Raw genomic sequence first — 20192 nt, 5'->3', positions numbered from 1 at the left:
GTGAAAATCGTGGCATTGCATATAGTATTATATCAACCAGAAATTCCAGCGAATACTGGAAATATTGCTCGTACTTGTGCGGCAACAGATACGGTATTACATTTAATTCGTCCGCTTGGGTTCTCCACAGATGACAAAATGTTAAAGCGTGCTGGCTTGGATTACTGGCAATTTGTAAACATTGTTTATTATGATTCACTAGATGAATTTTACGAGAAAAATGAGGGCGGTGAATTTTTCTATTTAACGAAATTCGGTCATCAGCCGCATTCTACTTTTGATTACAGTAACAAGGAAAAGGATTATTATTTTATCTTTGGCAAAGAAACAACTGGATTGCCAAAGGATGTTATTGAATCCAATAAAGATCGAGCATTGCGGATTCCAATGAACGGAAATGTTCGCTCCTTAAATCTATCCAACACGGCAGCCATTCTTATTTACGAAGCATTGCGCCAGCAGGATTATATCCATTTAAAATAAGAAAAAAGCTGCTGTAACCCACAGCAGCTTTTCTTATTATTTGTCTAGCTCCAGCACCTACCCCCGACGTACAGGACGTACGAGTGTCGACAATGCGACAGGACGTCGCGTTTTAGGTCACAAGCCAAGCTTCCCAAAAAGGTAAAGGACACCTTTCCGTAAAGCTCGTCTTGAGCTTGTCGTGGGTGATTAAGGTGCTTCTGCATTTCTTATTTCTCTACACCAGACCCTGGCTTGTCTTCGTACCCAGATGTTAAAATAGCTGTTAAAAATGCAACCATAACACCGATAATGAGAATAAGCTTCATTACTATGTATCCCCCTTTATAATAGTCAAGCATAAATAACAAATCCATTATAGCCCATTTACAAGAAACTGTGAATGAAATGTGTGGAGATTTTTCTACACTTCTTTACTTAGTCATCATAGAATACATGTCTATTATTGACATATTTCCCCTTTATCATCCCATTCGTTTCTTCATTAATAAAGATGACCAGATTTTACCTATAAAAAGGACAACTGAAACAGGGCATAGATTAGCATGTTCATTTGTCCAGCCGCATACAGTATATTAACGTCTTGCGATCATGCGACAGGGGGAGGTCCTTATGGATATTCTAAAAAAAATTGAGATGTATCGCCATGAAGAGGAAAAGCTGAAATGGGAAGGGACTTTTGGAGAGTATTTAGAAATTGTTAAAGAAAAGCCATGGGTTGCCCAGTCCGCACATTCCCGGGTTTATAATATGATTAAAGATGCCGGTGTAGAAGACGTAAAAGGGCAGAAACGATATCAATTTTTTAGCAATCAGCTATTTGGTCTTGAGGAAGCGCTGGAAAGACTTGTAGAGGAATATTTTCATCCGGCTGCTAAAAGGCTGGATGTCCGGAAACGAATTCTTTTATTAATGGGACCTGTCAGTGGAGGGAAATCTACTTTAGTTACCATGTTAAAGAGAGGGCTGGAGGCTTACTCTCATCACGAGAAAGGCGCGGTTTATGCGATAAAAGGTTGCCCGATGCATGAAGATCCGCTTCATTTAATTCCTCATCATCTCCGTAAGGATTTCTATGATGAATATGGAATTCGAATTGAAGGGAATTTATCACCATTGAATAGTATGCGGCTTGAGCAGGAATATGGGGGCCGGATAGAGGACGTCCTAGTAGAAAGAATCATTTTTTCAGAGGATCGCAGGGTAGGAATCGGGACGTTCAGTCCATCTGATCCGAAGTCACAGGATATTGCAGATCTAACAGGGAGTATTGACTTTTCAACCATTGCTGAATATGGATCGGAGTCCGATCCGCGTGCATACCGCTTTGATGGAGAATTAAATAAAGCAAACCGTGGTATGATGGAATTCCAGGAAATGCTTAAATGTGATGAGAAATTCCTTTGGCATTTATTATCCTTAACCCAGGAAGGAAATTTTAAAGCGGGAAGATTTGCCCTCATTTCTGCGGATGAATTGATTGTGGCGCATACGAATGAAACCGAATATCGTTCCTTTATTTCAAATAAGAAAAATGAGGCCTTGCATTCCCGGATTATTGTCATGCCGATTCCATATAATTTAAAGGTTACACAGGAAGAGAAAATTTATGACAAAATGATCCGTGAAAGCGATGTAGCAGATGTTCATATTGCTCCTCATACGTTAAGAGTTGCCGCGATGTTTACGATATTAACCCGTTTGAAGGAACCGAAAAAAGGTGATATCGATTTAATAAAGAAAATGCGCCTTTATGATGGGGAAAATGTGGAGGGCTATAATCGCGCAGATGTAGAGGAATTAAAGAAGGAATATGCGGATGAAGGAATGAGCGGGATTGATCCTCGTTATGTCATCAACCGGATTTCTTCAACGATCATTAGAAAAGAAATATCATCGATCAATGCACTGGATGTTTTACGATCCTTGAAGGAAGGGCTGGATCAGCATCCATCGATTACGCCAGAACTGAAGGAACGCTATTTAAACTTTATTTCACTTGCACGTAAGGAATACGATGATATTGCGAAGAAAGAAGTTCAGAAGGCTTTTGTCTATTCCTATGAAGAATCAGCGAAGACGTTAATGGACAATTACCTAGATAATGTTGAAGCCTATTGCAATAAGTCGAAGCTGCGCGACCAGTTAACAGGTGAAGAAATCAATCCAGATGAAAAGCTGATGCGTTCGATTGAGGAGCAAATTGGCATCTCTGAAAATGCAAAAAAAGCATTCCGCGAAGAAATACTAATCCGCATTTCTGCTTATGCCCGCAAAGGAAAAAGGTTTGATTATAATTCCCATGACCGGCTTCGTGAAGCAATTCAAAAGAAATTATTTGCTGACTTGAAGGATGTTGTCAAAATTACAACGTCAACGAAGACACCAGATGAACAGCAGCTGAAGAAGGTCAATGAAGTGGTCGCCCGGTTAATTGATGAGCATGGCTATAATTCAACCTCTGCCAATGAATTGCTGCGCTATGTAGGAAGCTTGCTGAATCGATGAATGTTGCGGTTCTATAAGAATAGATAAAGGACAGTCACTTAGACTGTCCTTAACTTATTTCATATTTTCTAATCTCATTGGATTCCCTTAGAAAAAACTTCCATCTGCATAGTCTTCAATCTTCCATTTGTTTTCTTTTTTATCATATTTATTGGAATGAAGATGATCGAGTAATTAAAATTTTCAATGAGCACCTAAAAGATGACAGATTAAAGTGTTACAAGAGGGAATTGGAAATATAAAGTGATTATAGATAAAAAAGGAATAAAACTTAAAGAAGTCTTCTTAATTTAGGAAGACTTTTTTGTGGATTATGGGGTTATGGTAGTGAGTTCGGACAACCATAAGTCAAAATCTAGTTGAAGTAGTCTGAAGAAGTAGCGAGTTCGGACAACGGCCTTCAAATTCCACCTGAATCAGTCCGAAGAAGTCGCAAGTTTGGACAACAACAATCAAAATCCAGTTGAAGAAGTCCGAAGTGGTAGCAAGTTCGGACAACTACACTCAAAATTCGGCTGAAGAAGTCCGAAGTGGTAGTGGGTTCAGACAACCACACTCAAAATTCAGTTGAAGAAGTCCGAAGAAGCAGCGAGTTCGGACAACCACACCCAAAATTCAGTTGAGCAAGTCCGAAGTGATTGCGAGTTCGGACAACAACACCAAAAATTCAGCTGAACCAGTCCGAAGTGGTCAAAAATTCGACACACATCCGTATCCAAATTCCAGCTTGTATTATCCGAATTCGTTTTTCATTTAGCTTGTCCTTGGAATAAATATGATTGCCCCATTATCGAAATTATGTGTAAATTATTTCGACCTCTTGCATAGGATAGAGTAATAAACACTAAATGGACTAGAGTTGTCCAGAGTTTGTTAGTTTTGTTGGAAGAGATTGAAGTTGGCAAACGGGATTTAGGAAGTTATGGATGATTGCAGTATGACACTCTCGATATTGTATGTTGAATAGTTCAATGTGTGCGAAAGAATTTAATATAAGGAGGGCAAAAGAAATGACCGATGCTAATAATCATCAGTTTGTAATTTCACAAGAAGATTGGTCCCTCCATCGCAAAGGCCATGATGACCAGCAGCGCCATCAGGAAAAAGTACAGGATGCAATTCGAAATAATTTACCAGACCTAATCACAGAAGAGAGTATAGTGATGTCGAATGGTCGAGAAGTAGTAAAAATCCCGATTCGTTCATTGGACGAATATAAAATTCGCTATAATTATGATAAAAACAAGCATGTTGGCCAAGGAGATGGAGACAGTCAAATTGGTGATGTCGTGGCGCGCGACGGATCAGCAAGCCAGAAGGGACCTGGAAAAGGGCAAGGTGCAGGCGATCAGCCTGGAGAAGATTACTTTGAAGCGGAAGTATCTTTAATGGAGATTGAAGAAGCGTTATTTAAGCAGCTGGAGCTTCCTAATTTAAAGCGAAAAGAGCAAGCTGAGAATCTTGTTGAAAACATTGAATTTAATGATATACGAAAAACAGGTTTAATGGGAAATATCGATAAAAAGCGGACGATGATGACCGCATTTAAGCGAAATGCAATGACAGGAAAGCCAAGTTTCCATCCTATTTATCAAGAAGATTTAAAATTTAAAACGTGGAACGAAGTGAAAAAGCCAGACTCAAAGGCTGTTGTGTTAGCGATGATGGATACGAGCGGCTCGATGGGAATTTGGGAAAAATATATGGCTAGAAGCTTCTTCTTCTGGATGACCAGATTTTTAAGAACAAAATATGAAACGGTCGAAATCGAGTTTATTGCTCACCATACGGAAGCAAAAGTTGTATCAGAGGAAGATTTCTTTTCAAAGGGAGAAAGTGGAGGTACCATATGTTCATCTGCCTATCGAAAATCCCTCGAGCTTATTGATGGAAAATACAATCCTCAAAAATATAATATTTACCCCTTCCATTTTTCAGACGGTGACAACTTAACATCAGACAATGCACGCTGTGTAAAGCTTGTTGAGGAGCTGATGAAGGTATCGAATATGTTTGGATATGGGGAGGTAAACCAATACAACCGCCACTCGACCCTCATGACAGCATACAAAAACATCAAAAACGAAGATTTCCGATACTATATTTTAAAACAAAAAGTGGATGTGTTTCATGCGATGAAGACGTTTTTTAAAAAAGAAAAGGAAACTGTTAAGTTATAAATAAAAAGGTTGCATATTTTAGCGATCGGTTCGTTTTTGGGATAGTAAATTATAATTAGGGGTTCAATTAGAATAACAATTGAGCCCCCTTTTAATGTTAAATTGTTTTTTTACTTGTAAAAACCATTAGGTTGGAAGTCCAGTACAACGGTCAGGAATTATGGAGTACAAGTCGCTCTCACAGTGAAGAAAATGAGTTGTTTGTAAGGTCTAATGATTCATTATGGCTTTTATTATGTATTAGGCAATATTTGAAAATAAGAAAGTAGCAACAATCAGAATATATTGTTTGCTGCTCTTGCGATACTCATTGGAAGATTATACAGGTATTGATATACAAAAGTACGTTTATTTTTTGCGATGCAACTTCCTTTATAATTTTCAATTTAATCCATAAATTTTAGAATAATCTTTCTCACTAATTTGGATATATTATTAAATGTTATTTTCAAATAAGGAGAATGAGATATGAGATTATCTGAAGAAGGCTTATACAATTTTTATGGAGTAAGTCCTAGAGCAAGGCATAAAAAAGGAGTTGATAGTATGGAACACCTATTTAGAAACCCAATCATACATAGGCAGATACATGGAGATACAGTATATGTTCCATTAAATATAGACAGAATTTGGAATCAGATAAGCTAAATAACACATATATTCGGAAAATTAACCATAAAGAACCTATTTTCTGAATTTGAAAAATAGGTTCTTTATATATAGCTAGATAATATTAGAAGTTTATTTTACAAATATTAGGTTTGAGAAATCAAACATAAATCTAACTTATAACATTTCTGTGTATTTAATAAAGTAACTAGTTGGAATACAACCCGAAATTAGATTAGATCATTTTCTGAAAAAGTAATTAAATACCAAAGAGGCTCATATAGAGCCTTTTTTTGAAAAAAGGGTGGTGTACATAAAGGGCCCAATATGTAAATTAGAGCAGCGTAGTTTAATATACTGCTCTAATATCTTTTTGGATTATATAGTCTTACATTAGAAGGATTGTTTATATCATACCCAGAAAAATTACTCATCTTTTTGTTCGTTAATTCTTCTAATTTTTTAACGGATTTTTGAAATTCACTTTCATTCATTTGCCCAGTAGCAAGAAGAGAACATAAAATAGCAAAGCCTATAGCTGAGTTATCAATATATACTTCCAAATTCATATCAATATCTGAATTTCCGCTATTTCCTATAGAATTTATATTATCATTATCATTATCATTATTATTTTTAATTGTTTTTCTTTCTTTAGTAAACCCATATGCTTTTAACCTGTCTTCATTCACAAAAATATCATTGTTTTTTTTCACTATTTTTTTCACCCCTTTGTTTAAAGGTGGGATATAATATATCCCACCACCTCTTAAAAGTCTACATCAACATCAGTATTCTGTTCTTGATCATTTTCCTGATCTTGATCAGCTCTAACGCGTGCATTACTCCTGCTATTTAAACGAATATCCACACAGGAATTCCCAGAATTACTTACTATAGAACGAGATATATTAGTGTTCCTGTCGACATTTCGAACATCTGCATCAGCATCAGCATCGGCTCTGTTATCAATATCGTTTCTGAAATCGATATCGCTTTCAACATTCACATCTGTCCTACCATTGTTTCTTCTATTTCTAGAAGACCCTCTAAAGTAACTTTGGTTTCCATTATTGTCATACCTTCTTCTGCTCATTTAGATTCCTCCCTTCGCTTTCTTAATTACAATCTATTCATATATACACACAGTGTATGGACATATTACCAAGTGTTTTAGCCCCTTTTTAAAGCCTTCTTTTGTCCGCTGCAAATATTAATGGCAGTATTATTTGTTGTTTTCTGTAAAATTTTATGTTGGCACTTCCGGATGGGATTGTTTAATAATATAGAAATACAAATCATTCCCTGGCGGAAGGAGGACAAAAAAAGCCCCAAAGAGATAGGGCTCCATGAGGCAAGATTAAAAAACAAACTATACTAGGTAGAATTTAAGACATGGGGACCATTGAAAAAGGATGGTTATCATGATGAATCAACAAAAAGGGACGTTAGTGCTGCACATGAACATCATGAAACACAACATTAAATAGGGCTTTAAATCGAACTATAGACGTTCTGAGGGGAAAGAAAAGTAAAGGTCTATGATGATATTAAAGAACGCTTAGGAAGCGATTTAGAAGAGGAAGAGAAGGGATTCTATGAATTCAGCATTGATGAAAAAGAAATGAATATGCTGCATTCTTTTCTGAATTGGTATGTAGAGGAAATCAAACTTTCAGCTGAAGATCAAGGAGCTGAAATTGAGAAAGATGAACAGGTTAAGATATTGGATCGATTGAGTGTGAAGATTAGTAACATTATAGAAATGGTAATTGAAAAATAATGGATTACTTACACGAAATAGCTGCCTACTTTAACAGGCTATCAGACAAAGCAGACGAGATAAGGAAATTAGATAGAGATTAGTACAAACATTATAGGGGCATGCAAATTATAGAAGAAGTTTTAAGATGAAAAGATTCAAACTCTTAAAAATGAACAATGATTCTCAAAAATGTCAATTAACAAGACAGGAATTATACAAATTTAACAATGAATATACTCCTAATAAAACAATTTATAAAAAGAACCAAAGGAATGCATTGGCGGTATTATCAATTTTTTCAATAGTACCTGCACTGCTTTTCTTTTTCTTTGGTTCTAGCATGGTTAATTATCTATTTTTTATCATTAATACAGCTATCCTATTTTTAATGTCAGGATACTATTTGACTTTTGCGTTATTACATGATCTAAAAAAATATCTTTTTTACTTGAATGATGAAAATTACGATATTGAAGCTTACTTCATTGGTGAACAAAAAGGTTATTATATTTTAAAACAATGTCGCCATGTTGATAGTAATAATGAGATTAATAAAATCTCATCAGTAATTCGTATTCCTATAGAAAGAATTAATAAAATGGAGATGCTTTAAATTTTAAGGGAGAAATAAATTAATATTTATTTTATGTAAGGCTGATAACTTCTGTTTGATAATGTATATATGATGTACCGTCAAAGCAATACAACCGCCACTCCACCCTCATGACAGCATACAAAAATATTAAGCATGAAGATTTCCGGTACTATATTTTGAAGCAAAAAGTGGATGTATTCCATGCGATGAAGAGTTTCTTCAAGAAGGAACAAGGGGATAAAATGTATGCATGAATGGGCTGATTTTTTATAGGCGGGGACTCTGAAAACGTCATTATTTCAAAATATACCGACTCCAAAATTCTGAAAACAAATTTTAGAGTCGGCTTTTTTAATCAACTAGGTTGTTTATGCTTCCCGAAGTTATCCTACTCGTGCAAAGACAATTTTCTAGTTGTTACATCTCTTTACAAGCCCAAGCATCAATTTCAATTTTAAATGCTGGGGCAGCAAGGGCAACTACATAAATCATTGTTGTACATGGAAGATGATCCCCTAAAAAGTCACTAATCACTTTTCTTCTTTCAGCCGCTTCGAATTCTCCAACCAAATAAAATACTAACTTAGTGAGGTCTTTAATCTCCATGTTCGCTGCTTCAAGGTTTTTTCTAATATTCTCTAAGGATATTTTCATTTGTTCAATAGGGCTTTCTGGAACAGTGCCATCTTGGTTCATACCTAATTGTCCAGATAGTGTAAGCCACTTACATGGCCCTGTTATTTCAATTTGATGTACATAAGGGGCAACAGGCGCATGAATCGATTCAGGATTACGTGAGTTTTTCATATGATCCATTCCTTTTGTCTAATTTATTTTGAAATGATTTATACCTTTAAAAATTGAAGCCGATAATTATTTTCTTTTTGAATTAAATAATTAGTGAAATTTTCAAGGGTCCCAACAAATTTATCTACACCCTCTACATGATAAAAGGTGGTCGTTTGATCAAAATGATAGATCTCCTGATTAGGAGAATATAAATAAATTCTTTTTTCAAGTCCAAGTGCAATTCCTAATTCGATATGACTGCCTTTTCCGGCAGGTAACAAAATGACAATAAAATCAGAGTCGATGATTGCCTCCTTTTCCTTCGTGCCAATGGTAGATAAATCTTCAATTGAGTTTGCTCGCTGGTTTTTCGTCCAATCATAGGAATGTTCATAATTATAGTTGATTAGCTTCTGTGAAAGTTCCTTAACTAAAGTGCTATTTTTAAAGCTTGATGCAATATAAAATCTCATTACCTATCACCTTTTTAAGAATATTTTATCATGTTTTGCTAAACTCGAATATGGAGGACTACTTAAGGGATAACATTACAACATTAGTGATTTCCATTGCTTTTAAGTATGATCAAAAAGGTTTCTAAATGGCTTAATCGTGATAAGTTCAGTTTCTTAGAAGGAGTACAGTGTCTGTTTGTTGAACTGTACAATAGAAGCAGTTCAAGAGAAGAGAGAGGTTTCTACATGGCAAAAAATAATAAAATGAACCGGATGTTTAAGGTGTTATCCTTGTTCTTCGGCATTTTTGTTCAGATTTACTGGTATAAGATAACTAAAAAGCCAGAAGCTGAATGGGAGAAACTGTGGGGGGCTATCGGTAAAAGAGTGAGGAAGACGCTTTTTGAACTCGAAGGCTTGCTAATAAAAATCGGCCAAATCATTAGTACCCGAGCCGATCTTTTGCCACAAGCATTCATTAGTGAAATAGAAGATCTCACAGACAAGGTTCCTCCTTCTGAATGGAGTCATATTCAAGAGATTCTTGAAATGGAGTGGGACAGCAAAATTTCGGAAAAGCTGCATTCAATTGAGAGAGAGGCGATCGCATCCGCCTCTATTGGAGAAGTGTATAAAGCTACGCTGCTTAATGGAGCAGAGGTAGCTATTAAAGTGCAGCGGCCACATATTCAATCTATTGTCCAAACAGATTTTCGAACATTGAGAATGGTTATTTGGTTAGCAAATTACTTAGTTCCCCTCCCAAAGGGATTTATTAATCTTAAAGTTTTGTTTTCAGAGCTGAAACATGTAATCGGACGAGAGCTTGATTTTTCTAAGGAAAAGGAGACACTTCTTTATTTTAGAGAAAAATTTAAGGAAAGTGATATCGTTCAAATTCCTTCTGTTTATTCAGAGCTTTGCACGTCGAAGGTGCTGGTAATGGAGTGGATTGAAGGAATTAGATTAACAGACCATCAGGCGATTGAACAGTTACCTATATCACGTAAGGAAATGGCTCAGCGGCTCATCAAGGTTTTTCTGCCGCAATGGCTTGAGCCTGGAATCTTTCATGCAGACCCGCATCAGGGAAACGTCCTGGTTTCTAAGGATGGGAGAATCATTTTACTTGATTTCGGAATGGCAGGAGAAATTTCAAAGAATGATGCGGCCGCCTTTCAAGGGTTAATTGAATGTTTCCTTGCAAAAAATTATATGAAGGCTGTTGAATGCTTATCCCATTTAGGATTTTTGCTTCCCGAGGCGGATACAAGAACGATTGAAAAATTATTAGCTGAATGGATGTCTTTCCAGCCATCTCAATTAAAAGAAATGGACCTTTTTGCCTTAAAGATGGAATTGAATGATATGATTCAAGCACTTCCCATTCAGGTTCCAACCCGATTTGTTTTTCTTGGCCGTTCTTTTATCACAATTGAAGGGATTGTAATTAATCTCGCACCAGATGAAGAAATTATAGATTTGGGTAAGCCAGTTTTTATTGAATGGCTAAAAGGACAAGGGAATAAATGGTCGTTTATATGGCAGGTAATCCAGTCACAGCCAGTATTCAAAATCTTTCATTCTGTTAATGAGTTCTTAAAGACACCGCAAAAAATGGAGCAATTAAAGGAAACGGAACAAAGAAGACAATTCCAATTTGCAATCTTTGAAAATCGGAAAAAGCAGTCCTTTCAATTGCTATTGCTAGGATTAGCAGGCAGTGGAATAGGAATTTCTCTTTCAAATACAGTACTTATAAAGCTATCACTAGGTTTAACTTTTCTGGCAATTACAGGTTATATAATTACGAGCTGGAAGCTCAGGAAATGGATGAAATATATGCACGAAAAGCGAAGATAAATAAAGTCATGTGAAGGATGACGATACTGTCGAATTTGCTGAAATTCTTGATAGATAGATCCGCATGTAAACTGGTGCAATATATTTTATAATAAGGAATAGGTGGAGGAGAGTAAAATGAATAAATGGATTGATGTTTCACAGCCTTTACATAATAACATTCCTGTTTGGCCAGGTGATACGCCTTTTTCGTTTCAGGTCAGCTGGAGCAAGGAGGAAAGCGGGTCAGTAAATGTAGGCCAATTAACAATGAGTGCACATACAGGTACACATATTGATGCACCGTTTCATTTCGATAATGAAGGAAAACGCGTGATAGACTTGGATATAAATTTATATATCGGTCCTGCAAAAGTCATCCATCTTACGGATAGGGACTGCATTCGTGTCGAGGATTTGCGCGCTCATCATTTATCCAATGTGACTCGTCTACTAATTTATACAGGTGCATGGAAGAATCGGTCAGTCTTTCCTGAAAGTATTCCACATATTGAGCCAAAAGTGGCTTCCTATTTAGCAGAAAAAGGCGTAAAGCTGCTTGGTCTTGACCTTCCATCTGTCGATAAGCTGGATAGTAAGGAATTGCCTGCCCATCATGAGCTTACCCGTCATGGAGTGCATATTTTAGAAGGGCTTGTTCTGGACGAAATCGCTCCGGGAAACTATGAGCTAGCGGCTCTTCCTTTACCTCTCTCTGAAGCCGATGGAAGCCCTGTACGAGCAGTATTAAGAAAGATAGAGGATGAGTAATTTGTAAAAAAACAGGATAATTGCAAAAATCCCTGAGTACTTGCAAAAAAAACAGGATAATTGCAAAAATCCCTGAGTATTTGCAAAAAAAACAGGATAATTGCAAAAATCCCTAAGTATTTGCAAAAAAAACAGGATAATTGCAAAAATCCCTGAGTATTTGCAAAAAAAACAGGATAATTGCAAAAATCCCTGAGTATTTGCAAAAAAAAGCAGGATATTTGCAAAATTACCTGATATTTCACAAATAAAAGTAGAAAAGTTTTTAGAAAGGTGGCTTTCCAATGGATTTAGGCAGAGGAATATCAATCATAGATGCAATGGATTTAGGCAAAGAAAGAAGGACAGGCTGTTACGTCCTGCATGCAGAGGAGTTAACGATTGTTGAGACTTGTGCAAGTCCGTCCATTCCATTTTTATTAGAGGGGTTTAAGAGATTAGGCATTGATCCAAAAGAAATAAAAAATATTATTGTTACTCATATCCATCTGGACCATGCAGGCGGGGTTGGATTATTACTTGAAAGCTGTCCAAATGCAAAGGTCATTGTTCATCCACGGGGAATGCGGCATCTAGCTGATCCATCAAAATTAATTCTCGGAGCAAGAGCTGTTTATGGCGAGAAGTTTGATGAACTATTCGACCCTATTTTGCCTGTGCCAGACAATCGGTTAGTTGTTAAAGAAGATGGGGATACGCTCCAAATCGGAGAAAATCGTATACTTACATTTATTGATACACCAGGACATGCGAAGCATCACTTTTCAATCCATGATTCAATGAGCAATGGGATTTTTACCGGTGATACAATCGGAGTATTCTATCCACAGCTATTTGTGAAAGGACTTGAACTATATCTCCCATCTACATCTCCAAATCAGTTTGATCCTAATGCCATGCTCGATTCACTCGAAAAAATAAAGGCACTTGATGTTGAACGAATTTATTTTGCCCATTATGGAATGACAACAAATCCTTCTCATGTGTATGAGCAAATATACAAATGGCTCCCAATATTTATGGAGACTGGCGAAAAAGTGTGGAAAGAAAAACAAGATGATTCTATTGAAACGAAAAGTGAAGGACTATTTCAAGAGTTATTTGTTAAAGTCAGCTCATTTTTAACCGAAAAGGAGTTCACATTAGATCAAGAAATGACTGAGATCATAAAGCTTGATTTAAGTGTTGGATCGATGGGAATCATCGATTATTTAGCAAAAAAACAAACCAAATAAGATATAGGCGGCCAGATGAGTCAATTGTCTGGCCTGTTTATTTCGTTTTTCAGCCCTATCCGTATTATAATGGGAAAAAAGTGTTAATGACATGGGGTGAGAAGTTGAACGTTCAAGAAATAATCCAAAGGCTTGAGAACCGGAAACCGGGTATTCTAGGAAGTGAAGGATTTTCCAAATACTCCGTATTATTGCCTCTCATTCAAAGTGAAAATGAATTGCATGTTTTATTTGAAGTGCGGTCTAGTATGCTAAGAAGGCAGCCGGGTGAGGTCTGTTTTCCTGGCGGACGAATGGATCCATCTGATGAAAATGAGCAGAGTACTGCTGTTCGCGAAACATCAGAAGAGCTCGGAATCAGTGGAAAAAGCATTGTTAATATCGTTCCGCTTGACTACATGATTTCTCCCTTTGGTACAATTATTTACCCATTTGCCGGTTTTATCGAACAGCCAGAGGATATTCGACCCAATCCAAGTGAAGTTGACAGTATTTTTACTGTTCCGCTATCCTTTCTAAAGGAACATAAGCCTGAGATTTTTCAGGTCGAATATAAAGTAATGCCAGAAAAGAATTTCCCTTTGAATCAAATTCCAGGAGGAGAGAATTATAATTGGCAGACAAGAAAGATGGACGAGTGCTTTTATTACTATGAAGATAAAGTGATATGGGGACTGACGGCTCGCATCCTCAAGCATTTTACTGAGATCATTTAAACTGTCCTAACACCTTTAAAATGAGGAAGTGCTTTTTTTTGAAAAGAAAAATTGGGTTTATCGGATGCGGCAAAATGGCGCAGGCAATGATTGGCGGCATGCTTCAATCAAATACCGTTCAGCCAGAACAAATCGTAGCTAGTGCAAGGTCACAGGAGACAATCGATCAAGCATCAGAAAAATTTCAAATTCAAGTAACTGCAAATAATATGCTCGTTGCTGAGCAAGCAGATATTTTATTTTTGGCGATAAAGCCGAATCTACATGCTCAAATAATCGAAGAAATAAAGCATTCGATAAAGAAAGATACGATCATCATTACGATTGCAGCAGGGATAAGCTTGGATTTTCTAGAGGAATCCTTTAATCAGCCGATAAAAGCGGTCCGCTCCATGCCAAATACCCCTTCCTTAGTTGGAGAAGGGATGAGTGCTATTTGTGCAAATGACTTTGTAACGAAGGATGAGTTAGAGAACATTATTCACGTTTTTTCAAGCTTTGGAAAGATTGAAGTGATTGAGGAAAAATTAATGAATGCCATACCAGCAATTAGCGGATCCTCTCCGGCATATGTTTACATGTTTATCGAGGCATTAGCCGATGGGGGAGTAAAGAATGGATTACCAAGAGAACAATCTTATCATTTAGCTGCCCAAGCAGTTCTCGGAGCGGCAAAAATGGTCCTAGAGTCAGCGAAGCATCCTGGAGAGTTAAAGGATGAGGTTTGTACACCGGGAGGAGCTACAATTGAAGCCGTAGCGGAGCTTGAGAATAAGGGATTCAGGTCTGCTATTTTGTCGGCAATGGAAAGCTGTACGGCAAAAACAAATTCTCTCTCTCAAAAAAACGAACGATAGAACAAACAGGAGGAGCAGTGATTACTGCTCCTCCTGTATTATTAAATATCAATTTGATGTGCTAATTTTTTATTAATGAATGGTTCAGTCCAGCATATAAATCCTTTATATGCACAGTAACAATTTTAGCACCTATTTGGACGTGGACCATGTTGTCAAAAACAGCAGTTACAAGGCCGTTTAATGAAACATTCGCGCCAATGTTTAAGTCCTTTTTTACGTTCTTGTCTTTTTTATTTTCTGCCATCTTAACACCATCCCATCCAAAATTAGTAAAGGAATCCTATAAAGAATATATCCTTTTAATTGTAAAATAAACATGAGATGAAAAAAAGTCTAAACAAAGATTTTTTATCAACAAATTCTTCTCTCTTTCATCATACTCAGATGGTCAGTAATGGTCAATTAATTTGCATGATAATATGTGGAATAATCTTTTAAAAAAACGCATATATCCTATAAACCTGCTAGGAGGGAGGGATAGAGGCGGGATAATTCCTACTAGATTGATGTGGATACACAATTTAAACAACCTATTAAAAATTTTTAAGGGGGTTTATGGTGACAACATGGTTCGTCTTATTGAATATTGCCATCTTGATCATTCTTCTTATCGGTTTATTCTACATGCAGAAGAAGCATATTTCTTTTTCTAAGCGTGTTTTTACTGCGTTAGGATTAGGAATCATATTTGGGTTTGGTTTACAGTTTGCTTACGGACCAGCGTCTGAAATCGTGTCCGAATCTGCAGGGTGGATTCATTTAGTTGGCGGGGGCTATGTAAAGTTTCTGCAGATGATTGTTATGCCGCTCGTTTTTATCTCCATTCTAGCTGCTTTTACAAAAATGAAATTAAGTAATAATGTGGGGAAGATTAGTTCACTTATTCTCGGTCTGCTCGTTGGCACAACCGCGATAGCAGCTGCTGTAGGTATTGCTGCAGCAGTTGGGTTCGATCTGGAAGCTGTTGAAATTACACAAGGTGAGGCAGAGTCAGCAAGGGGAGAGCAGCTTGAACAAAGCTTTCAAAGTATAGAAGGGAGAACTTTTCCACAGCAAATTCTTGATTTAATTCCAGCCAATCCTTTTCTCGATTTTACAGGTCAGCGTCCAACATCTACGATAGCAGTCGTCATATTTGCAGCTTTCTTAGGAATCGCTTACCTCGGGGTTAGGAGGAAATCAGCAGAGCAAGCGGAGTTTTTCGCGAAAATAGTGGACACTATCCATGCAGTAGTTATGCGAGTCGTCATTCTTATTTTGCGCTTAACCCCATATGGAGTATTGGCAATTATGACAAGAACGGTTGCGGTGAGTGATGTGGATTCAATACTGAAACTGGGGAAATTTGTGGTCGCATCTTATGTTGCACTAGCTGTCATGTTCTTAATCCATTTATTACTGCTTACATTTGCTGGACTTAATCCCGTCACATATATGAAAAAGGCTTTTCCTGTTTTAACCTTTGCTTTTACATCTCGTACAAGTGCCGGTGCTCTTCCGTTAAATATTAAGACACAAAAGTCACTTGGGGTGCCAGAGGGAATAGCAAACTTTTCTGGTTCGTTCGGGTTATCGATTGGACAGAACGGCTGTGCAGGCATCTATCCAGCTATGCTGGCTGTGATGATTGCTCCAACAGTAGGAGTTAATCCCTTAACGCCATCCTTCATCATCACTGTCATTGCCATTGTTGCTGTCAGTTCATTTGGTGTGGCTGGTGTTGGCGGAGGTGCTACCTTTGCAGCAATATTAGTGTTATCCGCATTAAATCTGCCAGTTGCTTTAGCAGGATTACTCATTTCGATTGAGCCGCTGATTGACATGGGGCGTACAGCAGTGAATGTCAGTGGATCCATGGCGTCAGGGATCCTAACAAGCAGGATAACTGGAGAGATAGATAGCAGTGTGTACAATGATATGAATGAGAAGATTGAAGCAGAAGCATAAAGAGAAAAATCGGCAGGTCTTTTGAACCTGCCGATTTTTTGAATTAGTCCATCATTTGCACAAGTTTTTTCGAGAATGAAAGGAGAATTAATCCTAACACAATCGCCATTAGACCGATTAGTCCGAAAATTTCAAAGTAACCAAGAGTTTGTGTAAATGCAGCAAGCTGTCCTGCTAAGATATTTGCTACACCTGAACTTGCTAGCCAAACACCCATTAATAGGGAAGCAAGCTTTACAGGAGCAATTCTACTTACTAGTGACAGGCCTACAGGTGATAGCATTAACTCACCCATTGTATGCATGAGATATGTTAAGACTATAAACATAATATTTGCTTTTACTTGAATGTTTGCTTCATCGCTTCCAGTCTTCATAACCGCAATTAAGAGGATCATGTATCCAAGTCCAAGAAGGATCATCCCAATTCCCATTTTTGAAGGAACTTTAATGTCTCCGCGTTTAGAAGAAGCGAGTTTAATCCAAAGCATAGAGAATAGCGGAGCTAAAAGAACAATAAATAAAGGGTTTACGGATTGGAACCAAGCTGTTGGAATTTCCCAGCCAAAAATTTGTCGATCAACAAATCGATCTGTATAAAGCGTTAATGAGCTTCCAGCTTGTTCAAAACCAGCCCAGAAGAAAACGACAAAACAAGCTAAGATAACGATAACAGCTGTTCTTTGTTTTTCTTTCTTTGTAAGTGGTTTATTTTTAGCATGAGCATCAACTGTTTTATCAGGTGCTCCAGTTGGCTTCTTCCCAATATCGCCAAGATAGCGGTTGCCAAGTAAGTTAAAGAGTACTTGACCAATAATCATTCCGATCGCAGCTGCTAAAAATCCATATTTAAACCCGTATTGAATGATTCCGTCAATTGTTGTTGTTTTAAAGAGATCATTGTATAAGAATCCGATTACAAGTGGTGCGAGAAATCCTCCAACGTTAATTCCCATATAGAAAATGGTAAAGGCAGCATCTCTGCGTGGATCATTATTTTCATACAATTCTCCAACAATTGTTGAAATATTTGGTTTAAAGAAACCGTTTCCAATTATTAACAAGATCAGACCTAAATATAATGCTCCTGCACTTTGGTGTGCGAATAAAACGATGTTACCAACAGCCATCATAATTCCACCGATAGTTATTGCACGTCGCTGGCCTAAGAAGCGGTCTGATAAATATCCTCCAACCATTGGGGTGAAATATACGGCTCCAGTGAAAAATCCATATAACATCATGGCATAACTGTCACTAAACCCAAGACCACCGCTTACAAACGAGGTAGTTAAGTAAAGAACGAGGATTGCTCTCATACCATAATAACTAAAGCGCTCCCACATTTCTGTTAAGAATAATAAGTACAAACCAGGGGGATGCTTTTTTCTGGCTTTATTGTCTACTGCTGCATCCATTTTCTATGCCTCCAATATTTAAAATGTATAGTCAACTATATTATTGTAAAGTAATGATAATTTTGTGGCAATAGAATCAAAATAAGTGGTAAAACTTAATAAATTAGCAATTCATCAAATATTATTATTAATAAAATAATGGGAAAGTATACTGGGGAATTTTTGTAATATAATTTAGAGGGAATAAAGATAGATAAGAGGTTAAACAAAATAGACTTCATTGCTTAACCTCTTACTAAAAAGATAAGAAAGTATAAATTTTTATAAATTTGAGAAGTGTCTAGCTCCAGCGCCTAACGCCTATTGGACTTCCCGCCCCCTCCTACGATAAGTCAACATCGAATCGCTATCGCTCTTCGTGTTTCCTTTATCTCGTCAGGGGAGGTCCAGTCCATACGGCGCTAAGCAAGGCACTTCCGCTTTTCTACTGTCTAGCGCAAGCGTCGTATCGCCTAACTTCAGGTCCCCTCCCTACGATAAGTCGACATCCATTCGCTATCGCTCATTGTGTCTTCTTTATCTCAGTCCCTTCCAGTTTGTACGGCGATGACCAAGGCGCTTTCGCTTTTCTTATTAATGCGGTAAAAATGCCAGCTGGTAGAAGAATAGGACAGCAAAAATATAAACCAGCGGATGAACGTCCCGCCATTTTCCTTTAAATACTTTCATAATCGGATAAGAAATAAACCCTAGCGCAATTCCTGTTGCAATGCTTGATGTTAACGGCATGCTTAAAACAATTAGAAATGCTGGGAATGCTTCGTCAAGCTCTCCCCACTTAATTTGTGCAATACTTCCCATCATTAAACTTCCTACAATGATTAGGGCAGGAGCAGTGATGGCGGAAAGACCAGACACGGCACTCACTAACGGGCCAAAAAAGGCAGAAACGATAAATAATATAGCAACGGTTAGCGATGTTAACCCTGTTCGTCCGCCAGCAGCAACACCTGCAGAGGATTCAACGAAAGCGGATGTTGGGCTTGTCCCAAACATAGCACCAACAGTGGTCCCAATTGAATCGGACAGCAATGCTTCTCTGGCTCTTGGCATGGTCTTTCCTTTCATTAATCCAGCCTGCTGTGCAACGCCAACCATTGTTCCGGTTGTATCGAAAATGGTCACTAGCAAAAATGAAAATACAACGGCATATAAGCTATGCTGAATAACGTCACCTAAGGCTTGAAACGGATTAAGAATCATTAGACCCTCAGGAAGAGAGGGCAATGATAAGAAGCCCTGATCAAACGAAAGCTGGCCTGTAAAGAAAGCGATTAGTCCAGTAACAACCATTCCGAAGAATAATGCGCCATTCACTCGCAAAACCATTAATATTAATGTAGCAGTTAGTCCGATCAAAGCTAAAATAGCAGATGGTTCGTGTAAATCTCCAAGTGCGACAAGATTTGACGGATGGCTTGTAATAATTCCTGTTTGGCGTAAACCAATAAAAGCGATAAATAAACCAATCCCTGAAGTAATCCCGTGTTTTAAATTGTCTGGAATAGCTTCAATAAGCTTAGAGCGAAAAGGGGTTAAAGATAAAATAATGAAAATAATACCTGCGATAAAAACAGCTGCGAAGGCTGTTTGATAATCTATATTTCCATGCGTGCCAACGACTGAATAAGCAAAATATGCATTCAATCCCATTCCAGGAGCAATGGCGATCGGATAATTTGCGAAAATGGCCATCCAAAGTGTTCCGACAACTGCCGCAACGATTGTGGCAGTAAATACTTGTTCAAAGGGTACCCCTGCATCGGATAAGATCACCGGGTTAACAACGACTATATAGACCATGGTTAAAAAGGTAGTTATCCCAGCAAGAACCTCCGTTTTGGCATTAGTTTGATTCTCTTTTAATTTAAACATGATAGTTCCTCCAAATACGAACATTAAAAAGCACATTTAATATAATATTCGTTATTAGAATGGATTACAAGTCCTTATTTACTATTATCTATAAATTGTACGAAAATCATTCCATTGAAAAATATGGACATAAAAAAAGATGGCC

The 20192-nt window shown here is 37.4% G+C and carries 19 protein-coding genes and 1 pseudogene; 13 read left to right on the top strand and 7 right to left on the bottom strand.

What is annotated here, in order from left to right; translation table 11 throughout:
• Window positions 1-9 precede the first annotated feature (9 nt).
• The 4 genes from trmL to FI644_RS01595 all read left to right on the top strand — a co-directional run bounded on the left by trmL (window position 10) and on the right by FI644_RS01595 (window position 5819).
• Entirely contained in the window at window positions 10-483 is a 474-nt protein-coding gene (trmL, locus tag FI644_RS01610; RefSeq protein ID WP_142107907.1) for a tRNA (uridine(34)/cytosine(34)/5-carboxymethylaminomethyluridine(34)-2'-O)-methyltransferase TrmL, read from the top strand.
• A gap of 612 nt (window positions 484-1095) precedes the next feature.
• The gene (locus tag FI644_RS01605; RefSeq protein WP_142107906.1) at window positions 1096-2991 is read left to right on the top strand and encodes a PrkA family serine protein kinase; all 1896 of its coding nucleotides are present in this window, start codon (window positions 1096-1098) and stop codon (window positions 2989-2991) included.
• Between the two features lie 1010 nt (window positions 2992-4001).
• Window positions 4002-5171 carry a sporulation protein YhbH gene (gene yhbH / locus FI644_RS01600; protein ID WP_053475053.1) on the top strand — a complete coding sequence of 390 codons (1170 nt, stop codon included), beginning with the start codon at window positions 4002-4004 and terminating at the stop codon, window positions 5169-5171.
• 468 nt (window positions 5172-5639) lie between these two features.
• Entirely contained in the window at window positions 5640-5819 is a 180-nt protein-coding gene (locus tag FI644_RS01595) for a hypothetical protein (RefSeq protein ID WP_142107905.1), read from the top strand.
• Between the two features lie 323 nt (window positions 5820-6142).
• Here FI644_RS01595 and FI644_RS01590 read toward each other — a convergent pair whose 3' ends face one another.
• The gene (locus FI644_RS01590) at window positions 6143-6496 is read right to left on the bottom strand and encodes a hypothetical protein (RefSeq protein ID WP_142107904.1); all 354 of its coding nucleotides are present in this window, start codon (window positions 6494-6496) and stop codon (window positions 6143-6145) included.
• A gap of 53 nt (window positions 6497-6549) precedes the next feature.
• Window positions 6550-6876: a hypothetical protein gene (locus FI644_RS01585; protein ID WP_053475056.1), complete on the bottom strand. Its 327-nt coding sequence runs from the start codon at window positions 6874-6876 to the stop codon at window positions 6550-6552.
• A gap of 528 nt (window positions 6877-7404) precedes the next feature.
• Here FI644_RS01585 and FI644_RS26165 point away from each other — a divergent pair.
• The 3 genes and pseudogenes from FI644_RS26165 to FI644_RS01575 all read left to right on the top strand — a co-directional run.
• Entirely contained in the window at window positions 7405-7563 is a 159-nt protein-coding gene (locus FI644_RS26165) for a hypothetical protein (protein ID WP_181758160.1), read from the top strand.
• A gap of 127 nt (window positions 7564-7690) precedes the next feature.
• Window positions 7691-8158 carry a hypothetical protein gene (locus FI644_RS01580; protein ID WP_053475058.1) on the top strand — a complete coding sequence of 156 codons (468 nt, stop codon included), beginning with the start codon at window positions 7691-7693 and terminating at the stop codon, window positions 8156-8158.
• 86 nt (window positions 8159-8244) lie between these two features.
• Window positions 8245-8394: pseudogene (locus tag FI644_RS01575) on the top strand (sporulation protein YhbH); the annotation flags it as partial.
• A 163-nt stretch (window positions 8395-8557) separates the two neighbouring features.
• On the opposite strand, the gene FI644_RS01570 reads toward FI644_RS01575, so the two are convergent.
• Together FI644_RS01570 and FI644_RS01565 are read right to left on the bottom strand one after the other, a co-directional pair.
• On the bottom strand, window positions 8558-8947 hold the full coding sequence (locus tag FI644_RS01570) for a RidA family protein (RefSeq protein WP_142107903.1): 390 nt from the start codon (window positions 8945-8947) through the stop codon (window positions 8558-8560).
• 38 nt (window positions 8948-8985) lie between these two features.
• Window positions 8986-9402, bottom strand: a complete 417-nt coding sequence (locus tag FI644_RS01565) for a hypothetical protein (RefSeq protein WP_053475060.1) — start codon at window positions 9400-9402, stop codon at window positions 8986-8988.
• 228 nt (window positions 9403-9630) lie between these two features.
• On the opposite strand from FI644_RS01565, the gene FI644_RS01560 reads away from it, so the two are divergent.
• From FI644_RS01560 to proC, 5 genes are all read left to right on the top strand, one after another.
• The gene (locus FI644_RS01560) at window positions 9631-11247 is read left to right on the top strand and encodes an ABC1 kinase family protein (protein ID WP_142107902.1); all 1617 of its coding nucleotides are present in this window, start codon (window positions 9631-9633) and stop codon (window positions 11245-11247) included.
• 117 nt (window positions 11248-11364) lie between these two features.
• Entirely contained in the window at window positions 11365-11997 is a 633-nt protein-coding gene (gene kynB, locus FI644_RS01555) for an arylformamidase (RefSeq protein ID WP_142107901.1), read from the top strand.
• A gap of 284 nt (window positions 11998-12281) precedes the next feature.
• Window positions 12282-13232, top strand: a complete 951-nt coding sequence (locus FI644_RS01550; protein ID WP_142107900.1) for an MBL fold metallo-hydrolase — start codon at window positions 12282-12284, stop codon at window positions 13230-13232.
• A gap of 104 nt (window positions 13233-13336) precedes the next feature.
• On the top strand, window positions 13337-13948 hold the full coding sequence (locus tag FI644_RS01545; RefSeq protein WP_053477476.1) for an NUDIX hydrolase: 612 nt from the start codon (window positions 13337-13339) through the stop codon (window positions 13946-13948).
• 38 nt (window positions 13949-13986) lie between these two features.
• Window positions 13987-14805: a pyrroline-5-carboxylate reductase gene (gene proC, locus FI644_RS01540; protein WP_053475063.1), complete on the top strand. Its 819-nt coding sequence runs from the start codon at window positions 13987-13989 to the stop codon at window positions 14803-14805.
• A 61-nt stretch (window positions 14806-14866) separates the two neighbouring features.
• Here proC and FI644_RS01535 read toward each other — a convergent pair whose 3' ends face one another.
• Entirely contained in the window at window positions 14867-15052 is a 186-nt protein-coding gene (locus FI644_RS01535) for a hypothetical protein (RefSeq protein WP_053475064.1), read from the bottom strand.
• Between the two features lie 314 nt (window positions 15053-15366).
• Between FI644_RS01535 and FI644_RS01530 the strand changes: the two genes are divergently transcribed.
• Window positions 15367-16755 carry an L-cystine transporter gene (locus tag FI644_RS01530; RefSeq protein WP_056683364.1) on the top strand — a complete coding sequence of 463 codons (1389 nt, stop codon included), beginning with the start codon at window positions 15367-15369 and terminating at the stop codon, window positions 16753-16755.
• A 43-nt stretch (window positions 16756-16798) separates the two neighbouring features.
• Here FI644_RS01530 and FI644_RS01525 read toward each other — a convergent pair whose 3' ends face one another.
• Window positions 16799-18172 carry a peptide MFS transporter gene (locus tag FI644_RS01525; protein ID WP_053475066.1) on the bottom strand — a complete coding sequence of 458 codons (1374 nt, stop codon included), beginning with the start codon at window positions 18170-18172 and terminating at the stop codon, window positions 16799-16801.
• 573 nt (window positions 18173-18745) lie between these two features.
• A complete protein-coding gene (locus tag FI644_RS01520) occupies window positions 18746-20047 on the bottom strand; it encodes an NCS2 family permease (protein ID WP_142107899.1) in 1302 nt (433 codons plus the stop codon).
• Window positions 20048-20192: the final 145 nt, after the last annotated feature.

Origin of the sequence: Cytobacillus solani, from assembly GCF_006704205.1 — a bacterium.
GTDB classification, from domain to species: Bacteria; Bacillota; Bacilli; order Bacillales; family Cytobacillaceae; genus Cytobacillus; species Cytobacillus solani.
This window is presented reverse-complemented; position numbering and strand designations above follow the sequence as displayed.